Genomic DNA, 17,678 nt, shown 5'->3' on the forward strand with positions numbered 1-17,678 from the left:
TGAATCGCGCCAGCAACATACGGATTTACCTGAAATGCGTTTCACAGCCGCTAACATGTGAGTAAAATGTGCGCCACATTGAAGAAGGATAGTGACGTATGCGCATTCATATATTGGGGATTTGTGGCACTTTCATGGGCGGACTGGCAATGCTGGCGCGCTCGCTGGGCCATGAAGTGACAGGTTCGGACGCCAATGTGTATCCGCCAATGAGCACACTTCTGGAAAAACAGGGCATCTCTTTAATTCAGGGCTACGATGCCAGCCAGCTGGATCCCGAGCCGGACCTGGTGATCGTTGGTAACGCGATGACCCGCGGCAATCCGTGCGTCGAGGCGGTACTGGAACGCAATATTCCGTTCATGTCCGGCCCGCAGTGGCTGCATGACTTCGTCCTGCGCGACCGCTGGGTGGTTGCCGTTGCCGGTACTCATGGCAAAACCACGACCGCGGGCATGGCAACCTGGATCCTCGAAGCCTGCGGCTATAAGCCGGGCTTCGTGATCGGCGGCGTACCGGGTAATTTCGACGTTTCTGCGCGTCTGGGTGACAGCCTGTTCTTCGTGATCGAAGCCGACGAATACGACTGCGCGTTCTTCGACAAGCGCTCCAAGTTCGTGCATTACTGCCCGCGCACCCTGATCCTCAACAACCTTGAGTTCGACCACGCGGATATTTTTGACGATCTGAAAGCGATTCAGAAACAGTTCCACCATCTGGTGCGCATTGTTCCGGGTCAGGGGCGCATCATCCTGCCGGAGAACGATATCAACCTGAAGCAGACTCTGGCGATGGGCTGCTGGAGCGAGCAGGAGCTGGTGGGCGAGCAGGGCCACTGGCAGGCGAAGAAACTCAACGCCGATGCCTCCGAGTGGGAAGTGCTGCTCGACGGTGAAAAAGTGGGTGAGGTGAAGTGGGGCCTTGTGGGCGAGCACAACATGCACAACGGCCTGATGGCCATTGCTGCGGCGCGTCACGTCGGCGTTCTGCCTGCGGATGCAGCCAACGCGCTGGGCTCGTTTATCAATGCCCGCCGCCGTCTGGAACTGCGCGGTGAAGCCCACGGCGTTACCGTGTATGACGATTTCGCGCACCACCCAACGGCCATTCTGGCAACGCTTGCCGCCCTGCGTGGCAAGGTCGGCGGTACCGCGCGCATTCTGGCGGTGCTGGAACCGCGTTCGAATACCATGAAGATGGGCATCTGCAAAGACGATCTGGCGCCGTCGTTAGGGCGTGCCGATGAAGTCTTCCTGCTGCAGCCGCAGCATATTCCGTGGCAGGTGGCTGAAGTAGCCGATGCCTGCATTCAGCCTGCGCACTGGAGTGCGGACGTGGATGCGCTCGCGGATATGGTGGTGAAAGCCGCTCAGCCCGGCGACCATATTCTGGTGATGAGCAACGGTGGGTTCGGTGGGATCCATCAGAAGCTGCTGGACGGTCTGGCGAAGAAAGCGGAAGCGGCAGCCGACGCGTAAAAAAAAAGCCCGGTGGCGCTCGCGCTTACCGGGCCTACGCTCTTTTCTCCCTCGCCCCACAGGGGTGAGGGGAACGAATTACTCTTCGTTCTCAGACAGCTCGCGCAGATACTGGAAAATCAGGCGCGCGGACTTCGGCGGCTTATTCCCTTCTTTCTCTTTCTTCGCGTTGCGGATCAAGGAACGCAGCTGCTGGCGGTCGGCATCCGGCCACAGGTTCAGCACTTCCGGCACGGCATCATCACCCTGTTCAATCAGACGATCGCGGATCTGCTCCAGCTTATGAAACAGCGCAACCTGCTGGTTGTGGCGGTTTTTCAGCTTGTCCAGCGCCTGGCGGATCGGATCGACGTCGCGCTGACGCAGCATTTTCCCGATAAGCTGAAGCTGGCGACGACGGCCTTCTTTTTTGATTTTCTGTGCCAGTTCAATGGCATCGCGCAGATCCTGGTCGAGCGGGATCTTGTCCAGCGCGTTTTTGCCCAGCTCTACCATTTCCGCGCCAAGCTGTTTTAACTCTTCGGCGTCACGTTTAATTTCACTTTTACTGACCCAGATGATCTCATCATCTTCGTCTTCGATGTCATCACCGGGAACGTCGTCGAGCCAGTCTTCGGGCTGCTTAGTCATGTCAGGCTCCTTAAAAAAAGAGGCTAATGTTACCAGTTAAGACGCGCACTGAAAAACGGTTCTCTGTTAGACTTCAGATAACTCTCTCTTACAGTATGGCATTTGCGATGAAAGTAACCTCACAAGTTGAAGCGCAGCGTAAGATTCTTGAAGAAGCCGTCTCCACCGCGCTGATGCTTGCTTCAGAAAAATCAGATGGCGCCGAAGTGGCGGTCAGCAAAACCACCGGCATCAGCGTGAGTACCCGCTATGGTGAAGTGGAGAACGTAGAATTCAACAGCGATGGCGCGCTTGGGATCACGGTGTATCACCAGAATCGCAAAGGCAGCGCGTCATCCACCGATCTCAGCCCGGATGCCATTGCCCGTACGGTGCAGGCGGCGCTGGATATTGCCCGTTATACCTCTCCGGATCCTTACGCAGGCGTGGCGGATAAAGATCTGCTGGCGTTTGACGCGCCGGATCTCGATCTGTTCCACCCTGCGGAAGTGAGCCCGGACGAAGCGATCGAGCTTGCCGCGCGCGCCGAGCAGGCTTCCCTGCAGGCCGACAAGCGCATCACCAATACCGAAGGCGGCAGCTTTAACAGCCACTACGGCATCAAAGTCTTCGGCAACAGTCACGGCATGCTGCAGGGCTACTGCTCTACCCGCCACTCGCTCTCCAGCTGCGTCATCGCCGAAGAGAACGGTGACATGGAGCGTGACTACGCCTACACCATTGGCCGCGCGCTGGGGGATTTGCAGTCTCCTGAGTGGGTGGGTAAAGAGTGTGCTGAACGTACGCTGTCTCGCCTGTCGCCGCGTAAACTCTCCACCATGAAAGCGCCGGTTATCTTTGCCAACGAAGTGGCGACCGGTCTGTTTGGCCATCTGGTGGGCGCGATTGCGGGCGGCTCCGTTTACCGTAAATCGACCTTCCTGCTCGACTCGCTGGGCAAGCAGATCCTGCCGGAATGGCTGACCATCGAAGAGCATCCGCATCTGCTGAAGGGGCTTGCCTCCACGCCGTTCGACAGCGAAGGCGTGCGCACCGAACGTCGCGATATCGTTAAAGACGGCATTCTGACCCAGTGGCTGCTGACCAACTACTCCGCGCGCAAGCTGGGGCTGAAAAGCACCGGGCACGCGGGCGGCATTCACAACTGGCGTATTGCCGGACAGGGCCTGAACTTTGAGCAGATGCTGAAAGAGATGGGCACCGGTCTGGTGGTCACCGAGCTGATGGGCCAGGGCGTAAGCGGCATCACCGGAGACTACTCGCGCGGCGCGGCGGGCTTCTGGGTGGAAAACGGCGAAATCCAGTATCCGGTGAGCGAAATTACTATCGCCGGCAACCTGAAGGACATGTGGCGCAATATCGTTACGGTCGGTAACGATATTGAAACACGTAGCAATATACAGTGTGGTTCTGTACTTCTGCCGGAAATGAAAATCGCCGGTCAGTAATACCCGTAATGGCGTTTTAATAATAAAAAAGGAAGTGAGCAATGCGTAAACATCTGTTAGCGATCGTCGCGGCTTCAACGCTGGTTCTTGGCTCTTCTGCGTTTGCTGCCGATCTTGAAGACGACATGGGCATCCTCGGGCAAAACCTGAAGGTGGTGCAGAAAACCGACAATGCGGCGGAAATGAAAGACGCGCTGACCAAAATGCGTGAAGCGGCGCTGGACGCACAAAAAGCGACGCCTCCAAAGCTGGAAAGCAAAGCGGCAGACAGCGCAGAGATGAAAGACTACCGCCACGGCTTTGACGTGCTGGTCGGCCAGATCGACGGCGCGCTGAAGCTGGCTAACGAAGGCAAAGTGAAGGAAGCCCAGGCGGCAGCCGAGCAGTTTGTGACGACCCGTAATACGTATCACAAGAAATACCGTTAACCGATCGCGCATCTGACAAACAACCAGCGGGGGCCAGCGGCCCCCGTTTTTTTTACGCGGTAATAAGTAAACCCTATCGCCATCACATTTTTGCGTCACCACGCCTGAACGTTTCGTTTCCCCGGCGCGCGTTTTGCCGCTGGAATACGTGATATTCATCACGCAAATACCGTCATTAATTCAGATTCACCGCATTTATGTGGCACAGATCACTGCCGCGGCTCGCCTTTCCACTTCGAAGTGGAAAACAACTCGCTACAAACAATTCCCCCCCAACGTTAGTTTTATTCCAGAGCCATTAACGGGGTAAGACCAGTGATTAACGGAGCGGTAATGAACGACGTTGGGGAACAGGCGGAGCAAACAGAACAGCTCGCGAACACCATGCTGCAGCAGGTTTATGCCCTGCTGTCCCGGAACAACATCATCCCCAATGCGGTACAGGAGCAGATGCTCACCTCCCACGTGCGCGCCATGGCGCACCGGTCCGTGACCGGCGAGCCGCTGCCGGAGGTTGAAGCAGAGCTGTTTGACGAAATTTCACCGGATTCAATGCGGCTCGCCCGTGAAGTGGTCGCGCAGTTTGGCAATCTTCCTGATGAAGAAGCCTGGCTGCTCTCCGTTCACTTTGAAGTCGCGAAAGACAACCTTTAAGGAGCAACACATGGAACAGATTACAGTCGTGATTGGCGATCGCCTGGGTAAAGGTCAGAAAGTGGCAGCCGGTGTGGAAAAAGCAGGTGGACGCGCGGTTGTCGTACCGGGCATGGCGGCAGACATGAAGCTGGGCGACGTGATGAAAGCGGAAAACGCCACCTTCGGCATCTCTTTCTGCGGCAGCGGCGGCGCGGGTGCCATCACCGCTCAGACCAAATATGGCTACAAGGCCAAATACGGCATGCGTTCCGTGGAAGAGGGCGTGACCGCCATCAACGAAGGCTGCAACGTGCTGGGCTTTGGCTTTATGGATAAAGAAGAGCTGGGCGAGCGTCTGGTGCAGGCGTGGCAGAAAAAATACGGCGCATAAGCATGAAAGAACAGTTCACAACCACGGTGAGAGTGAAGGGGAAGGGCGACGCCAAAGCGCGCGCCTTTGCCGACGCGCTCAACCACGTTCAGGCCGCGGTGATGAAAGCCTCACCGCATATCTTACTGCGTATTGAGCCACAGGATGTGCAGGTCGTTCAGGCGCAAGAAGCGGTGCGTAAAGAAGCGTTTCTGTGCTTCTTTCTGCGCCGGGAAAGACGCACCTACAGCGTGGAGCTGGATGTGACCGTCAACGTGACCGCTATCAATCTTGACCAGGTGGATTTCGTCACGCAACGCTGATTATTCATAAAAGGGCAGACTGATGTTCTTAATTATATTAATAAAATCGCTCATCATTGGCGGCCTGGTTGGCGTCGGTGTCGGAGCCGGGGCTGCACGCATGTTTCATGCGCCTACCACTCAGGGTATGGGCGCGTTTCGTACGTTGGGGGAACTTAACTCCTGTGAAGGGGATCCGGCGTCCCACTTCTCCTTTGGGTTAGGTTTCTTCTTTAACGCCTGGGCCTCTTCCGTGGCCGCAGGTGCCTTCACACAGGACGTTGACCACCGCATCATCCCGAACTGGGGTGCTGCTGCACTGATGATCAAAAACCGTAACGTCGGCGAAACGCTGCACGACCCGCGCAAAATGGCGATTGCCTGCGGCCTGATCGGCATGATTGTCGTGACCTTCCTTAACCTTACCGCCTCCTCCGTGCCGGCTGCCCTTCAGGTCACCGCCGTGAAGGTGCTGGTGCCGGCGGCAAACCTGCTGGTGAACACCGTGATGCCGGTGATCTTCTGGCTGGCGGCTATCGATGCGGGTAAAAAATCGGGCTTCTGGGCCACCATTTTTGGCGGCGCGGCGCAGCTGATTATGGGGAACGCCGTACCGGGCCTGGTGCTGGGGATCCTGATCGGTAAAGGCGTAGAAGAGAGCGGCTGGAACCACGTCACCAAAGTGATGATGGCGGCTATCGTCCTGCTCTTCGTGCTGAGCGGCTTCTTCCGCGGCTTCGACATGAAGATGATTGAATCCTTCCATCTGACCGTGCCGAACTGGCTCGACATGATCCACAACTCGCTCAGCGGTAAATAACAGGAGCCTCTAAATGGAACAGAATAAAGGTTTTTGGTATGCCGACTGGTCGTTCCCGATCTTCGTTGGCCTGCTCTCCTCCGGCGTGTTTGCCGGGACGCACATGTACTACCTCTACGGCATCGGCGCGTTTAACGAAGTGGCCTTCGTGGCGATGCTGAAAGCGGGCATTGATACCGGCGTTTACGGCGCGGTGGCGGCGTTTGGCGCGAGCTTCCTGTTCGCCCGTATTATCGAAGGGTCGCTGGTTGGTATTCTCGACATCGGCGGCGCGATCCAGACCGGCGTGGGCCTTGGCGTTCCGGCGCTGCTGCTGGGCGCGGGGATCATGTTCCCGGTGACCAACTTTATTGCTTCGCTGATCACCGGCCTGGTGATTGGCCTGGCGATTGGCTACGTCATCATCCTGGCGCGTAAGTTCACTATCAACCAGAGCAACTCCACCTACGGCGCAGACGTGATGATGGGCGCGGGCAACGCCTCCGGCCGCTTCCTCGGGCCGCTGATTATTCTCAGCGCCATGACCGCCTCCATTCCAATCGGCGTCGGTTCGCTGGTAGGTGCGCTGCTGTTCTACATCTGGCAGAAGCCGATTACCGGTGGCGCTATCCTCGGCGCGATGATTCTGGGCTGGCTGTTCCCGGTCGCCCTTTAATACCCGCGGGCGCTCCGGCGCCCGCCTTTTCAGGAGATCCTCATGTTTGATTTACTCCTGCGCCGCGCGCGCCTCGCCGACGATACCCTGACCGATATCGCGATTCAGGACGGGAAGATTGCCGCGACGGGCGACATTGACGCTCCCGCTCGCAAGACGGTTGATCTTAACGGTGACGTGTTCGTCAGCGCAGGCTGGATTGACTCCCATGTACACTGCTATCCGAATTCCCCGATTTACCACGACGAGCCGGACAGCGTGGGCATTGCCACCGGCGTCACCACCGTAGTGGATGCGGGCAGTACCGGGGCCGACGACGTGGACGATTTCTATGCGATCACCCGCAGGGCCTCCACTGAGGTCTTTGCCCTGCTGAACATCTCCCGCGTGGGGCTGATTGCCCAGAACGAGCTGGCCAACATGGCCAATATTGACGCCGACGCGGTGAAGCAGGCGGTGACGCGCCACCCTGATTTTATCGTCGGCCTGAAGGCGCGCATGAGCAGCAGCGTGGTCGGTGAAAACGGCATCACGCCGCTGGAGCGTGCCAAAGCCATTCAGAAAGAGAACGGCGACCTGCCGCTGATGGTTCATATTGGCAACAACCCGCCGAACCTCGACGAGATTGCCGAGCTGCTGAGCTCCGGCGACATTATCACCCACTGCTATAACGGCAAGCCTAACCGCATTCTGACGCCGTCCGGCGAGCTGCGCGCCTCCATCACCTCAGCCCTGAAGCGCGGCGTGCGTCTGGACGTCGGGCACGGTACGGCGAGCTTTAGCTTTGAGGTGGCGAAACGCGCCATCGCGATGGGCATTCTGCCGCACACCATCAGCTCGGATATCTACTGCCGCAACCGCATCAACGGCCCGGTGGGCTCGCTGGCAAGCGTGATGTCGAAGTTTCTCGCCATCGGCATGTCCTTACCGCAGGTGATTGACTGCGTCACAGCGAACGCCGCCGACGGCCTGCGCCTGGTGCGCAAAGGCCGCATTCAGCCGGGTCTCGACGCCGATCTGACGCTATTCACCCTCAAACATCAGCCAACGGTGCTGACGGATGCCGAAAACGACAGCCTGCAGGCTGAATACATTCTGGTGCCGCTTGCCGCGATCCGCGCGGGCAAGGGCTACATGACCGAACAAGGGAGCACGGAACATGCCTTCGATTTATGAGAAGTACCATTTAAAGCAGGTTATCAACACCTCTGGCCGCATGACGGCGCTCGGCGTTTCCACGCCGCGCCCGGAAGTCGTGCAGGCGGCGATGGACGGCATGAATCACTATTTCGAGATGAAGGATCTGGTCAACAAAACCGGGGAATACATCGCGAAGCTGCTGGACGTGGAAGGGGCGACGGTGGTTTCCTGCGCGTCGGCGGGCATTGCCCAGTCCGTGGCGGCGGTGCTGGTAAAAGACAGCGACTGGCTGCTGGAAAACCTGCACGTCACACCGATTGAAAATAACGAAATCGTCCTGCCGAAAGGCCACAACGTGAACTTTGGCGCGCCGGTGGGCACCATGGTGGCGTTGGGCGGCGGCAAGCTGGTGGAAGCGGGCTACGCCAACGAATGTTCCGCCGATCAGCTGGCGGCGGCAATCACGCCGCGTACGGCGGCGATCATGTACATCAAATCTCACCACTGCGTGCAGAAAAGCATGCTCAGCGTCGAGCAGGCGGCGGTTGTCGCACGTAAACACGACTTGCCGCTCATCGTGGATGCCGCGGCGGAAGAGGATCTGCACGCGTACTACCGTTCCGGGGCGGACCTGGTGATCTACAGCGGCGCGAAGGCGATCGAAGGCCCAACCAGCGGTCTGGTGATCGGCAAAACCCAGTACGTTGAGTGGGTTAAGCGCCAGACGGCGGGCATTGGCCGCGCGATGAAGGTCGGCAAAGAGGGCATTCTCGGCCTGACCTGCGCCATCGAACACTACCTGACGGCCACTAAAGAGAGCGGCGCCGAGATGGTGGCGAAAATGACGCCGTTTATCGAGGCGCTCAACACCCTGAACGGTGTGACCGCGCGCGTGGTCTGGGACAGCGCCGGACGCGATATTGCCCGCACCGAGATTAAGTTCGACGAAGTCACGACCGGCGTCGGCACGGGCGATCTGGTGGCGAAGCTGAAGCAGGGCGAATACGCCATTTACTTCCGTGGCTACAAGGCCAACGAAGGGATAATCGAAGCGGACGTGCGCAGCGTGAATGCTGACCAGCTGAACATCGTGTACCGCCGCATTAGCGAAGTGTTAGGACAGGAGAAAAACGCATGAAACTGACCCCCAACTTTTACCGTGACCGCGTCTGCCTGAACGTGCTGGCAGGGTCGAAAGGCAACGCCAGCGCCATCTACGAGGCGGCGGAAGGTCACGTGCTGGTGGGCGTGCTCTCCAAAAATTACCCGGACGTGGCGAGCGCCGTTGCCGATATGCGCGAATACGCGAAGCTGATTGATAACGCGCTGTCTGTTGGGCTGGGCGCGGGCGACCCGAACCAGTCGGCGATGGTGAGTGAAATCTCCCGTCAGGTGCAGCCGCAGCACGTTAACCAGGTTTTCACCGGCGTGGCCACCAGCCGCGCGCTGCTGGGGCAGAATGAGTCCGTGGTCAATGGTCTGGTTTCTCCGACCGGCACCGTTGGCATGGTAAAAATCTCCACCGGCCCGCTGAGCAGCAAAGCGCCGGACGGTATCGTGCCGGTTGAAACCGCGATTGCCCTGCTGAAAGATTTCGGCGGCAGCTCCATCAAATACTTCCCGATGGGCGGCCTGAAGTGCCGTGACGAGTACAACGCGGTGGCGGAAGCCTGCGCCCGCCACGACTTCTGGCTGGAGCCGACCGGGGGTATCGATCTGGAAAACTATGAGGAGATCCTGCAGATCGCTCTCGACGCGGGCGTGAGCAAGATCATCCCGCATATCTACAGCTCGATTATCGATAAAGCCAGCGGCGATACGCGTCCGGAAGACGTGCGTACGCTGCTGGCAATGACGAAGAAGCTGGTTAAATAAAACAAAACTAAACCGCACATACCTGAAGGAGCCACCATGCACACCCGTACCCTGCTTGTCGCTTCACTCTCAATGTTCGCCACTGCCGCTGTCGCCCAGACGCAATACGCCTGGGTGGGCACCTATAATCCGAACGGTGAAGGGCTGTACCGTTTTACTGTTAACCCGCAAACCGGCGCGCTGAAAGATAAAACGCTGGTGAGCAAACTGCCGAATGCGGCGCAGTTGACCCTTTCACAAGACGGCAAAACGCTGTATCTGGCAAGTGAAGTAGAGCAGGGCGTGGTGCAGGCGCTGCGCGTCGGCGATAACGGTGAGCTGAGCGAGCTTAATCAGGTGGCCTCCGGCGGTGCGGGGCCGGTTTACCTTTCGCTGACGCCGAACGGCAAGCATCTTCTGGTGGCGAACTACGTCAGCGGATCGATTGCCATTTTACCCGTCAACGCAGACGGCAGCCTGGGTGAAGCCACGGACAAACGTCAGGATCAAGGCGAACCGGGCGCGGCGAAGCCGGAAGCTGCCGTCGAGGGCAGTTTCGCGATCAGCGATCATAACGGCCCGCATGCGCACATGATCGCCGCCGATCCGAGCGGGAAATACGTGTTTTCGACCGATCTTGGGCTGGATCGCATCTATCAGTACCGCTTTGACGATCGGACAGGAAAGCTGACGCCGAACGATCCGCCGTTTATCAGCGCCTCCTCAAAAGGGGCCGGGCCGCGCCACTTTGTCTTTACGCCGAAGGGCGATGCCCTGTGGTTGATTAACGAAGAGGCGTCTACGCTCACCCGGTATACCGTGAACGCCAACGGCACCTTAAAAGAGGGCAAAACGCTTTCAGCCCTGCCTGAAGGTTACAAAGGCACCAGCTTTGCTGCCGGTCTGGCGTTAAGCGCTGACGGCAAACAGCTGTATGTGGCTAACCGTTTGCATAACAGCATCGGGCACTTTACCGTAACGGCGGAGGGCACGCTGACGCATCAGGATGACGTGTGGACGCGTGGTGATTACCCGCGCACCCTGACGCTCGATAAGCAGGGACGCTGGCTGTACGTCATGAACCAGCGCAGCGACAACATTACCCGTTTCCGCGTGGCGCAGGACGGGAAATTGAGCTTCGAACCGGACTATACCCCGGTCGGCAGCCCATCCCAGATGGTCATTTCACCTTAAGCCGTAAGAGGACAACGACGTGCGATTTCCGAACCAACGTTTAGCGCAACTTTTCGAACTGTTGCAAAACGAGACGCTGCCGCAGGACGAGCTGGCGCAGCGGCTGTCGGTCTCCACGCGAACCGTCCGTGCGGATATCACCGCCCTGAACGCGCTGCTGGCCAGCCACGGCGCGCAGTTTATCCTGAGCCGGGGCAACGGCTACCAGCTCAAAATTGAGGATGCCCAGCGCTACCAGCAGCTACAGGCATCCCACCCGCGCGCGCTGCGTATCCCGCGGACCGGTCCGGAGCGCGTGCATTATCTGGTGGTGCGTTTTTTGACCTCGGCATTTTCTCTTAAGCTGGAGGATCTGGCGGACGAGTGGTTTGTCAGCCGCGCCACGCTGCAAAGCGACATGGCCGAAGTCCGCGAGTGGTTCCATCGCTATAACCTGACGCTGGAAACGCGTCCGCGCCACGGCATGAAGCTGTTTGGCAGCGAGATGTCGACCCGCGCGTGCCTGACCGATCTGCTCTGGGAGCTGGCGCAGCAGGACAGCCTGAACCCGCTGGTGACCGACGTGGCGCTAAATGCGGGTGTGGCGGAGCAGATGGTGCCGGTGCTGCACGACGCCCTGACGCGTCACCACATTCGCCTGACCGATGAAGGCGAGCTGTTCCTGCGCCTGTACTGCGCGGTGTCGGTACGGCGCATCAGCGAGGGCTATCCGCTGCCGGAATTCCACGCCGAAGATGTGGAAGAGAACGTGCGCGAGGCGGCTAAGGATATCGCCGTCACCATCCAGCAGCTGGCGGGCAAGGCGCTCTCGCCATCAGAGGAGAGCTGGCTGTGCGTGCACATTGCGGCGCGGCAGATTCAGGAGATCGCGCCTAGCGCCATTAACGCTGACGACGACGAGGCGCTGGTCAACTACATCCTGCGCTATATTAACACTCACTATAACTACAACCTGCTCAGCGACGCGCAGCTGCACGCGGATCTGCTCACGCACATCAAAACCATGATCACCCGCGTGCGGTATCAAATCATGATCCCCAATCCGCTGCTGGATAACATCAAGCAGCACTACCCGATGGCGTGGGATATGACGCTGGCGGCGGTGTCGAGCTGGGGCAAATACACGCCGTATGCGATCAGCGAAAACGAGATTGGCTTCCTGGTGCTGCACATTGGCGTCGGGCTGGAGCGCCACTACAACATCGGCTACCAGCGCCAGCCGCGCGTGCTGCTGGTATGCGACGCCGGTAACGCGATGGTCCGCATGATTGAGGCGGTGCTGCAGCGTAAATATCCGCAGATTGAGGTGACGCGCACGCTCACCCTTCGCGAGTACGAGGTTGCGGAAACCATTGGCGAAGACTTTGTGATAGCCACCGCACGCGTCAGCGAAAAGTCGAAACCGGTAGTAACGATCGCCCCGTTCCCGACCGACTATCAGTTAGAACAGATTGGCAAACTGGTGCTCGTGGACCGCACCCGCCCGTGGATGCTGGATAAATACTTCGACGCGGCCCATTTCCGCATTATCGACAAGCCAATCGATCAGCAGACGCTCTTCCGCGAGCTGTGTGAACAGCTTGAGGCAGAAGGCTTTGTCGGCGCGGAGTTTCTGGATTCGGTTGTTGAGCGTGAAGCCATCGTCAGCACCATGCTCGGCGACGGCATTGCGCTCCCGCACTCCCTCGGCCTGCTGGCGCAGAAAACGGTGGTCTACACCGTGCTCGCCCCGCAAGGCGTTCAGTGGGGCGACGAAACCGCGCACGTTATCTTCCTGCTCGCCATCAGCAAAAGCGAGTACGAAGAGGCGATGGCGATTTACGATATCTTCGTCACCTTCCTGCGCGAGCGGGCGATGTCGCGGCTCTCTAGCTGCGGAGATTTTGCCGGGTTTAAGGCGGTGGCGATGGAGAGTTTGAGTCGGTTTTGAGGTAAGGGCGGACGGATAACATCCGCCTTTGATCATCGCAGATGATGCACTACCTGGTTACTGCTGCCGCGCCAGATCAAAGAAGGATCTTTTAAATCCTGCACGAACTTGCCGTCGACCAGCACGTTAATCAGATCCACCACTTCCATCTGCTGCGTATTCAGTTCATCCAGCCTGTAGCCTGTCCAGACCCAGATATCTTTTCCCGCACACTCTGCACGAATGCGCTTCACCAGCTTCAGGATATCCGGCACGTTTTGCGGGTGCAGCGGATCGCCGCCGGAGAGTGAAATCCCCTGGCGGTGAATACGCGTGTCATTCAGGTCGCTGATGATTTTATCTTCAATCTCCGCGGTGAACGGCATGCCAGAATTGAGTCGCCAGGTGCTTTTGTTGTAGCAGCCGGGGCATTCATGGACGCAGCCTGAAACAAACAGGGTGCAGCGGGTGCCGGGGCCGTTGACGATGTCGACAGGGTAGTACTGGTGATAGTTCATAGCGAATAACCACGCCGGGTGGCGCTGCGCTTACCCGGCCTACAAAAGAGAGCGGTCCGTAGGCCCGGTAAGCGCAGCGCCACCGGGCATTAACGTGGCTGAGGATTAACCGATCTGCCCATTCCCCAAATGCTTCACGCGGCGCTTAACCTCTTCCTGCTTGCCGGCGTTAAACGGACGCGCGTCCGGGCTACCGAGATAGCCGCATACGCGACGGGTCACGGAGACGCGAGCAGCATCGTGGTTGCCGCATTTCGGGCAGGTAAAGCCTTTACTGGTACATTCAAACTCACCGGTGAAGCCGCACTCGTAACACTCATCAATTGGCGTGTTGGTCCCGTAATACGGCACGTGCTGATAGCTGTAGTCCCAAACGTCTTCCAGTGCCTTTAGGTTGTGCTGAATGTTCGGGTATTCGCCGTAGCAGATGAAGCCGCCGCTGGCGATCGGCGGATAGGCCGCTTCGAAGTCGATCTTGTCGTACGGGTTCACCTTTTTCTCCACGTCGAGGTGGAAGCTGTTGGTGTAATACCCTTTGTCGGTCACGCCTTCCACAATCCCGAACTCAGCGGTGTCCAGACGGCAGAAGCGGTCGCACAGGTTCTCACTCGGCGTGCTGTAGAGGCTAAATCCGTAGCCAGTTTCCTCTTTCCACTGGTCTACCGCGTCGCGCAGGCGCTGAACGATGGCGATCCCTTTTTCGCGCAGGGCTTCGCTGTCGTACATGTGCGTGTCGCCAAACAGCGCGTTGATGGTTTCGTGAATACCGATATAGCCCAGCGAAATGGACGCGCGACCGTTTTTGAAGATCTCAGACACGTCATCGTCCGCCTTCAGGCGCACGCCGCAGGCCCCTTCCATATAGAGGATCGGCGCGACGCGGGCTTTCACCCCTTCCAGACGGGCGATACGGGTCATCAGCGCCTTACGCGCCAGCTGCAGGCGCTCGTCCAGCAGCGCCCAGAAGGCGTCTTCGTTGCCTTTCGCTTCCAGCGCGATGCGCGGCAGGTTCAGGCTGATGACGCCCAGGTTATTGCGCCCGTCATGGATCTGCTCGCCGTTTTCATCTTCATACACGCCGAGGAAGCTGCGGCAGCCCATTGGCGTTTTAAACGAACCGGTAACTTTCACAACCTGGTCGTAGTTCAGGATGTCCGGATACATGCGCTTGCTCGCGCACTCCAGCGCCAGCTGTTTTATGTCGTAGTTCGGATCGCCAAACTTGTGGTTCAGGCCGTCGCGGATAGCGAACACCAGTTTCGGGAACACCGCCGTTTTGCGGTTTTTGCCGAGGCCAGAAATACGGTTGCGAAGGATCGACTGCTGGATCAGGCGTGATTCCCAGCTGGTGCCCAGGCCAAAACCGAAGGTCACAAACGGCGTCTGGCCGTTGGCGGTGTGCAGCGTGTTCACCTCATATTCCAGCGACTGGAAGGCATCGTAGCACTCTTTCTCGGTGCGGGAATGGGCGTAGCCGTCAGCGTCCGGGATCTGCCACTCTTCGGCCGTTTTACGATGCTTGTTGAAGCTTGCCGTCACGAACGGGGCCAGCACTTCATCAATGCGGTTAATGGTGGTGCCGCCATAAATATGGCTGGCGACCTGGGCGATGATCTGCGCCGTGACCGCGGTGGCGGTGGAGATGGATTTTGGCGGTTCAATCTCTGCGTTACCCATTTTAAAACCGTGGGTCAGCATCCCTTTCAGGTCGATCAGCATGCAGTTGAACATCGGGAAGAACGGCGAATAGTCGAGATCGTGGTAGTGAATTTCGCCGCGCTCGTGCGCCGAGACTACGTCGCGCGGCAGCAGATGCTGACGGGCATAGTGTTTGGCGACGATGCCGGCCAGCAGGTCGCGCTGGGTCGGGATCACTTTACTGTCTTTGTTGGCGTTTTCATTGAGCAGGGCAGAGTTGGTCTGCTCTACCAGACCACGGATCTCCTGGTTCAGACGCCCGCGCTTCTCACGCTGCACGTCACGATCGTGGCGATACTCAATGTAGGCGCGCGCCAGCTGCTTGTAAGGCCCCGCCATCAGCTGGTTCTCAACCGCGGTCTGGATCTCGTTGATATCGACCTGGCTGCGTTCATTCATCTGGCTGCTAACGACTTCTGCGACGGTGGCGCAGTAATCTGCGTCATCGACTCCCGCTGCTTTAGCTGCACGCAGAATGGCTTCCTGGATGCGCTCTGATTTAAACGGCACTTTACAGCCATCACGTTTCATCACATGCGGTGTCATGATCACTCCATTTTTTGAAAACAGGTTATCCACAGAGGTGGAGAAGTCTTCTCCGGGCGTATTCCCCGCCAGGCCAAAGACTTCCCGCGTTCCCAGCTCGTGTTATCCACAATTCCGGCCAGCGTAAGCGCCGTCTTGTTGTTGGAATAGTAGACGATAAATACAAGATGTTGGGTTGGCGTGCATTTTAAGTGCTACATATAGTGATTTGCATCAAACATGTTTGCGATTTATTTGATGCAGAACAAAGTAAAAAAACGAGAGTACAAACGACGGGCGCTTCAGCGATTGTAAAGGCGCGAGAGAAAAATCTGATTAATTACTCAACAAAAACAGTTAAGTAAGCCGGGTGCTGAGCCACACCCGGCAGGGAATGCTACTGCTGTAACCACCAGACGGCTTCAAACGGACGCAGCGACGTCGTTTGCGGTGTCGGGTAGTTACTCATCAGCACCTGCAACTTACCGCTGAGAAGGTCTGTCTGCCATTCCTGAGGCGTATTACTCAGGTTTGCCGCAACAATCAGGGTCTGTCCCTGCCACTGGCGGCGATAGCACCACAGAGAAGGATGCTCCGGCAGGAGATCTTCATAATCTCCCCACGTCAGCACCGGCAGGGTTTTGCGCAGGCTAATCAGCGACTGATAGGTATAGAAGACGGAATCCGCATCGTCGAGCGCCGAGCGGGCGTTCACGGTTTCGTAATTATCGCAGACACCAATCCACGGTTCGCCCTCGGTAAAGCCCGCGTTGTGCGACGCGTCCCACTGCATTGGGGTTCGCCCGTTGTCGCGAGACTTACTCGCCAGAATCGCCAGTAATTCATCCGGCTCGCGGCCGCTGGCGCGCAGTTCCGCGAATATGTTCAGGCTTTCTACGTCGCGGTAATCGGTGATGCGGCTGAAGTGCGGGTTGGTCATGCCAAGCTCTTCACCCTGATAGATATACGGCGTGCCCTGCATGCCGTGCAGCACCATGCCGAGCATCTTCGCGGCGTAAACCCGGTATTCTCCTTCGTCACCGAAGCGCGACACGATGCGCGGCTGATCGTGGTTACACCAGAACAGCGCGTTCCAGGCTTTGTTGTGCATCCCCTGCTGCCAGTGGCGGAAGAGGGTTTTGAGCGCCACGAAGTCCGGCTTCGCCAGCGTCCACTTTTCGCCGCCCGGGTAGTCCACCTTCAGGTGGTGGAAGTTAAAGGTCATCGACAGCTCGCGCCCGTCGAGCGACGCGTACTGCTGGCAGTTTTCCAGCGAGGTCGAGGACATCTCGCCCACCGTCATCAGGTTGCGCGGGGTGAAGACGTCGCGGCTCATTTCCTGCAGATATTCGTGGATGCGCGGCCCGTCTGTGTAGAAGCGGCGACCGTCGCCCGTCTCGTCATTCGGGAAATCCTGATCTTTCGAAATCAGGTTAATGACGTCGAGGCGCAAGCCGTCGACGCCGCGGTCGGCCCAGAACTCGCACACCTTTTTCAGCTCGGCGCGCACCGCCGGGTTTTCCCAGTTGAGATCGGCCTGCTCCGGCGCGAAAAGGTGCAGGTAATACTGCTCGCTCTCCGCGTGCCAGCGCCAGGCGTTGCCGCCAAACTTGGAGCGCCAGTTATTGGGCAACTGCTCCGGCGTGCCGTCTCGCCAGATGTAGAACTGGCGGTACGGGCTCGCTTTGTTCAGCGATTCGCGGAACCAGGCGTGCTGCGTGGAGGTGTGGTTAAACACCATGTCCAGCACGATGCGAATGCCGCGCGCGTGCGCCTCAGCGACCAGCTCGTCGAAATCATCCAGCGTGCCGTAGGCCGGGTCGATGGCGGTGTAGTTTGCCACGTCGTAGCCGTTGTCCACCTGCGGGGAGATATAAAACGGCGTCAGCCAGATGGCGTCGATGCCGAGGGTTTTCAGGTAGTCCAGACGCTGCGTCACGCCGCGCAGATCGCCGGTGCCGCTGCCGGTGGTGTCCTGGAAACTCTTGGGGTAAATCTGGTAGATAACGCCGTTTTGCCACCAGTGAGGAAGGGTATTCATAGTGTGTTCCTGCAAATGCGAAGGGGCGCAAC

17 protein-coding genes are annotated in these 17,678 nt (G+C 58.3%); 13 read left to right on the top strand and 4 right to left on the bottom strand.

Annotated features, from left to right (window positions below):
- Positions 1–98: 98 nt before the first annotated feature.
- Positions 99–1,478 carry a UDP-N-acetylmuramate:L-alanyl-gamma-D-glutamyl-meso-diaminopimelate ligase gene (gene mpl, locus KGP22_RS02175; RefSeq protein ID WP_223581061.1) on the top strand — a complete coding sequence of 460 codons (1,380 nt, stop codon included), beginning with the start codon at positions 99–101 and terminating at the stop codon, positions 1,476–1,478.
- A gap of 78 nt (positions 1,479–1,556) precedes the next feature.
- Here mpl and yjgA read toward each other — a convergent pair whose 3' ends face one another.
- Positions 1,557–2,108, bottom strand: a complete 552-nt coding sequence (gene yjgA / locus KGP22_RS02180) for a ribosome biogenesis factor YjgA (protein ID WP_008501414.1) — start codon at positions 2,106–2,108, stop codon at positions 1,557–1,559.
- 95 nt (positions 2,109–2,203) lie between these two features.
- Between yjgA and pmbA the strand changes: the two genes are divergently transcribed.
- The 12 genes from pmbA (at position 2,204) to KGP22_RS02240 (ending at position 12,885) form a co-directional block, all read left to right on the top strand.
- Entirely contained in the window at positions 2,204–3,556 is a 1,353-nt protein-coding gene (gene pmbA, locus KGP22_RS02185; RefSeq protein WP_047652092.1) for a metalloprotease PmbA, read from the top strand.
- Positions 3,557–3,597: 41 nt separating this feature from the next.
- Entirely contained in the window at positions 3,598–3,984 is a 387-nt protein-coding gene (gene cybC, locus KGP22_RS02190; protein ID WP_008501412.1) for a cytochrome b562, read from the top strand.
- Between the two features lie 315 nt (positions 3,985–4,299).
- Complete coding sequence (locus KGP22_RS02195; protein WP_115876605.1) at positions 4,300–4,638, top strand: glycine dehydrogenase; 339 nt, start codon at positions 4,300–4,302, stop codon at positions 4,636–4,638.
- A 10-nt stretch (positions 4,639–4,648) separates the two neighbouring features.
- Positions 4,649–5,011, top strand: a complete 363-nt coding sequence (locus KGP22_RS02200) for an SFCGS family glycine-rich protein (RefSeq protein ID WP_023293430.1) — start codon at positions 4,649–4,651, stop codon at positions 5,009–5,011.
- A gap of 2 nt (positions 5,012–5,013) precedes the next feature.
- On the top strand, positions 5,014–5,313 hold the full coding sequence (locus KGP22_RS02205; protein ID WP_223581063.1) for a DUF4312 family protein: 300 nt from the start codon (positions 5,014–5,016) through the stop codon (positions 5,311–5,313).
- A gap of 22 nt (positions 5,314–5,335) precedes the next feature.
- Positions 5,336–6,112 carry a DUF4311 domain-containing protein gene (locus KGP22_RS02210; RefSeq protein ID WP_024907277.1) on the top strand — a complete coding sequence of 259 codons (777 nt, stop codon included), beginning with the start codon at positions 5,336–5,338 and terminating at the stop codon, positions 6,110–6,112.
- Between the two features lie 13 nt (positions 6,113–6,125).
- Positions 6,126–6,767, top strand: coding sequence for a DUF4310 family protein (locus KGP22_RS02215; RefSeq protein WP_003856081.1), 642 nt, complete (start codon positions 6,126–6,128; stop codon positions 6,765–6,767).
- 42 nt (positions 6,768–6,809) lie between these two features.
- Positions 6,810–7,943 (top strand): amidohydrolase/deacetylase family metallohydrolase, encoded by a 1,134-nt coding sequence (locus KGP22_RS02220; RefSeq protein WP_223581065.1) that lies wholly within the window; start codon positions 6,810–6,812, stop codon positions 7,941–7,943.
- The gene (locus KGP22_RS02225) at positions 7,927–9,045 is read left to right on the top strand and encodes a DgaE family pyridoxal phosphate-dependent ammonia lyase (protein ID WP_223581066.1); all 1,119 of its coding nucleotides are present in this window, start codon (positions 7,927–7,929) and stop codon (positions 9,043–9,045) included. Before KGP22_RS02220 ends, KGP22_RS02225 begins: the two co-directional genes overlap by 17 nt.
- Positions 9,042–9,782 carry a KDGP aldolase family protein gene (locus KGP22_RS02230; protein WP_223581069.1) on the top strand — a complete coding sequence of 247 codons (741 nt, stop codon included), beginning with the start codon at positions 9,042–9,044 and terminating at the stop codon, positions 9,780–9,782. Before KGP22_RS02225 ends, KGP22_RS02230 begins: the two co-directional genes overlap by 4 nt.
- Positions 9,783–9,818: 36 nt before the next feature.
- Entirely contained in the window at positions 9,819–10,955 is a 1,137-nt protein-coding gene (locus KGP22_RS02235) for a lactonase family protein (RefSeq protein ID WP_223581071.1), read from the top strand.
- Between the two features lie 19 nt (positions 10,956–10,974).
- Entirely contained in the window at positions 10,975–12,885 is a 1,911-nt protein-coding gene (locus tag KGP22_RS02240) for a PRD domain-containing protein (protein WP_223581073.1), read from the top strand.
- 32 nt (positions 12,886–12,917) lie between these two features.
- Here the strand turns inward: KGP22_RS02240 and nrdG are convergent, their stop codons facing one another.
- The 3 genes from nrdG to treC form a co-directional block, all read right to left on the bottom strand.
- Positions 12,918–13,382 (bottom strand): anaerobic ribonucleoside-triphosphate reductase-activating protein, encoded by a 465-nt coding sequence (nrdG, locus tag KGP22_RS02245; RefSeq protein ID WP_111965356.1) that lies wholly within the window; start codon positions 13,380–13,382, stop codon positions 12,918–12,920.
- Between the two features lie 105 nt (positions 13,383–13,487).
- The gene (nrdD, locus tag KGP22_RS02250; protein ID WP_104949532.1) at positions 13,488–15,626 is read right to left on the bottom strand and encodes an anaerobic ribonucleoside-triphosphate reductase; all 2,139 of its coding nucleotides are present in this window, start codon (positions 15,624–15,626) and stop codon (positions 13,488–13,490) included.
- A 376-nt stretch (positions 15,627–16,002) separates the two neighbouring features.
- Complete coding sequence (gene treC, locus KGP22_RS02255) at positions 16,003–17,646, bottom strand: alpha,alpha-phosphotrehalase (protein ID WP_223581075.1); 1,644 nt, start codon at positions 17,644–17,646, stop codon at positions 16,003–16,005.
- Positions 17,647–17,678 lie beyond the last annotated feature (32 nt).

The organism is Enterobacter sp. JBIWA005 (genome assembly GCF_019968805.1).
Taxonomy (GTDB): Bacteria; Pseudomonadota; Gammaproteobacteria; order Enterobacterales; family Enterobacteriaceae; genus Enterobacter; species Enterobacter vonholyi.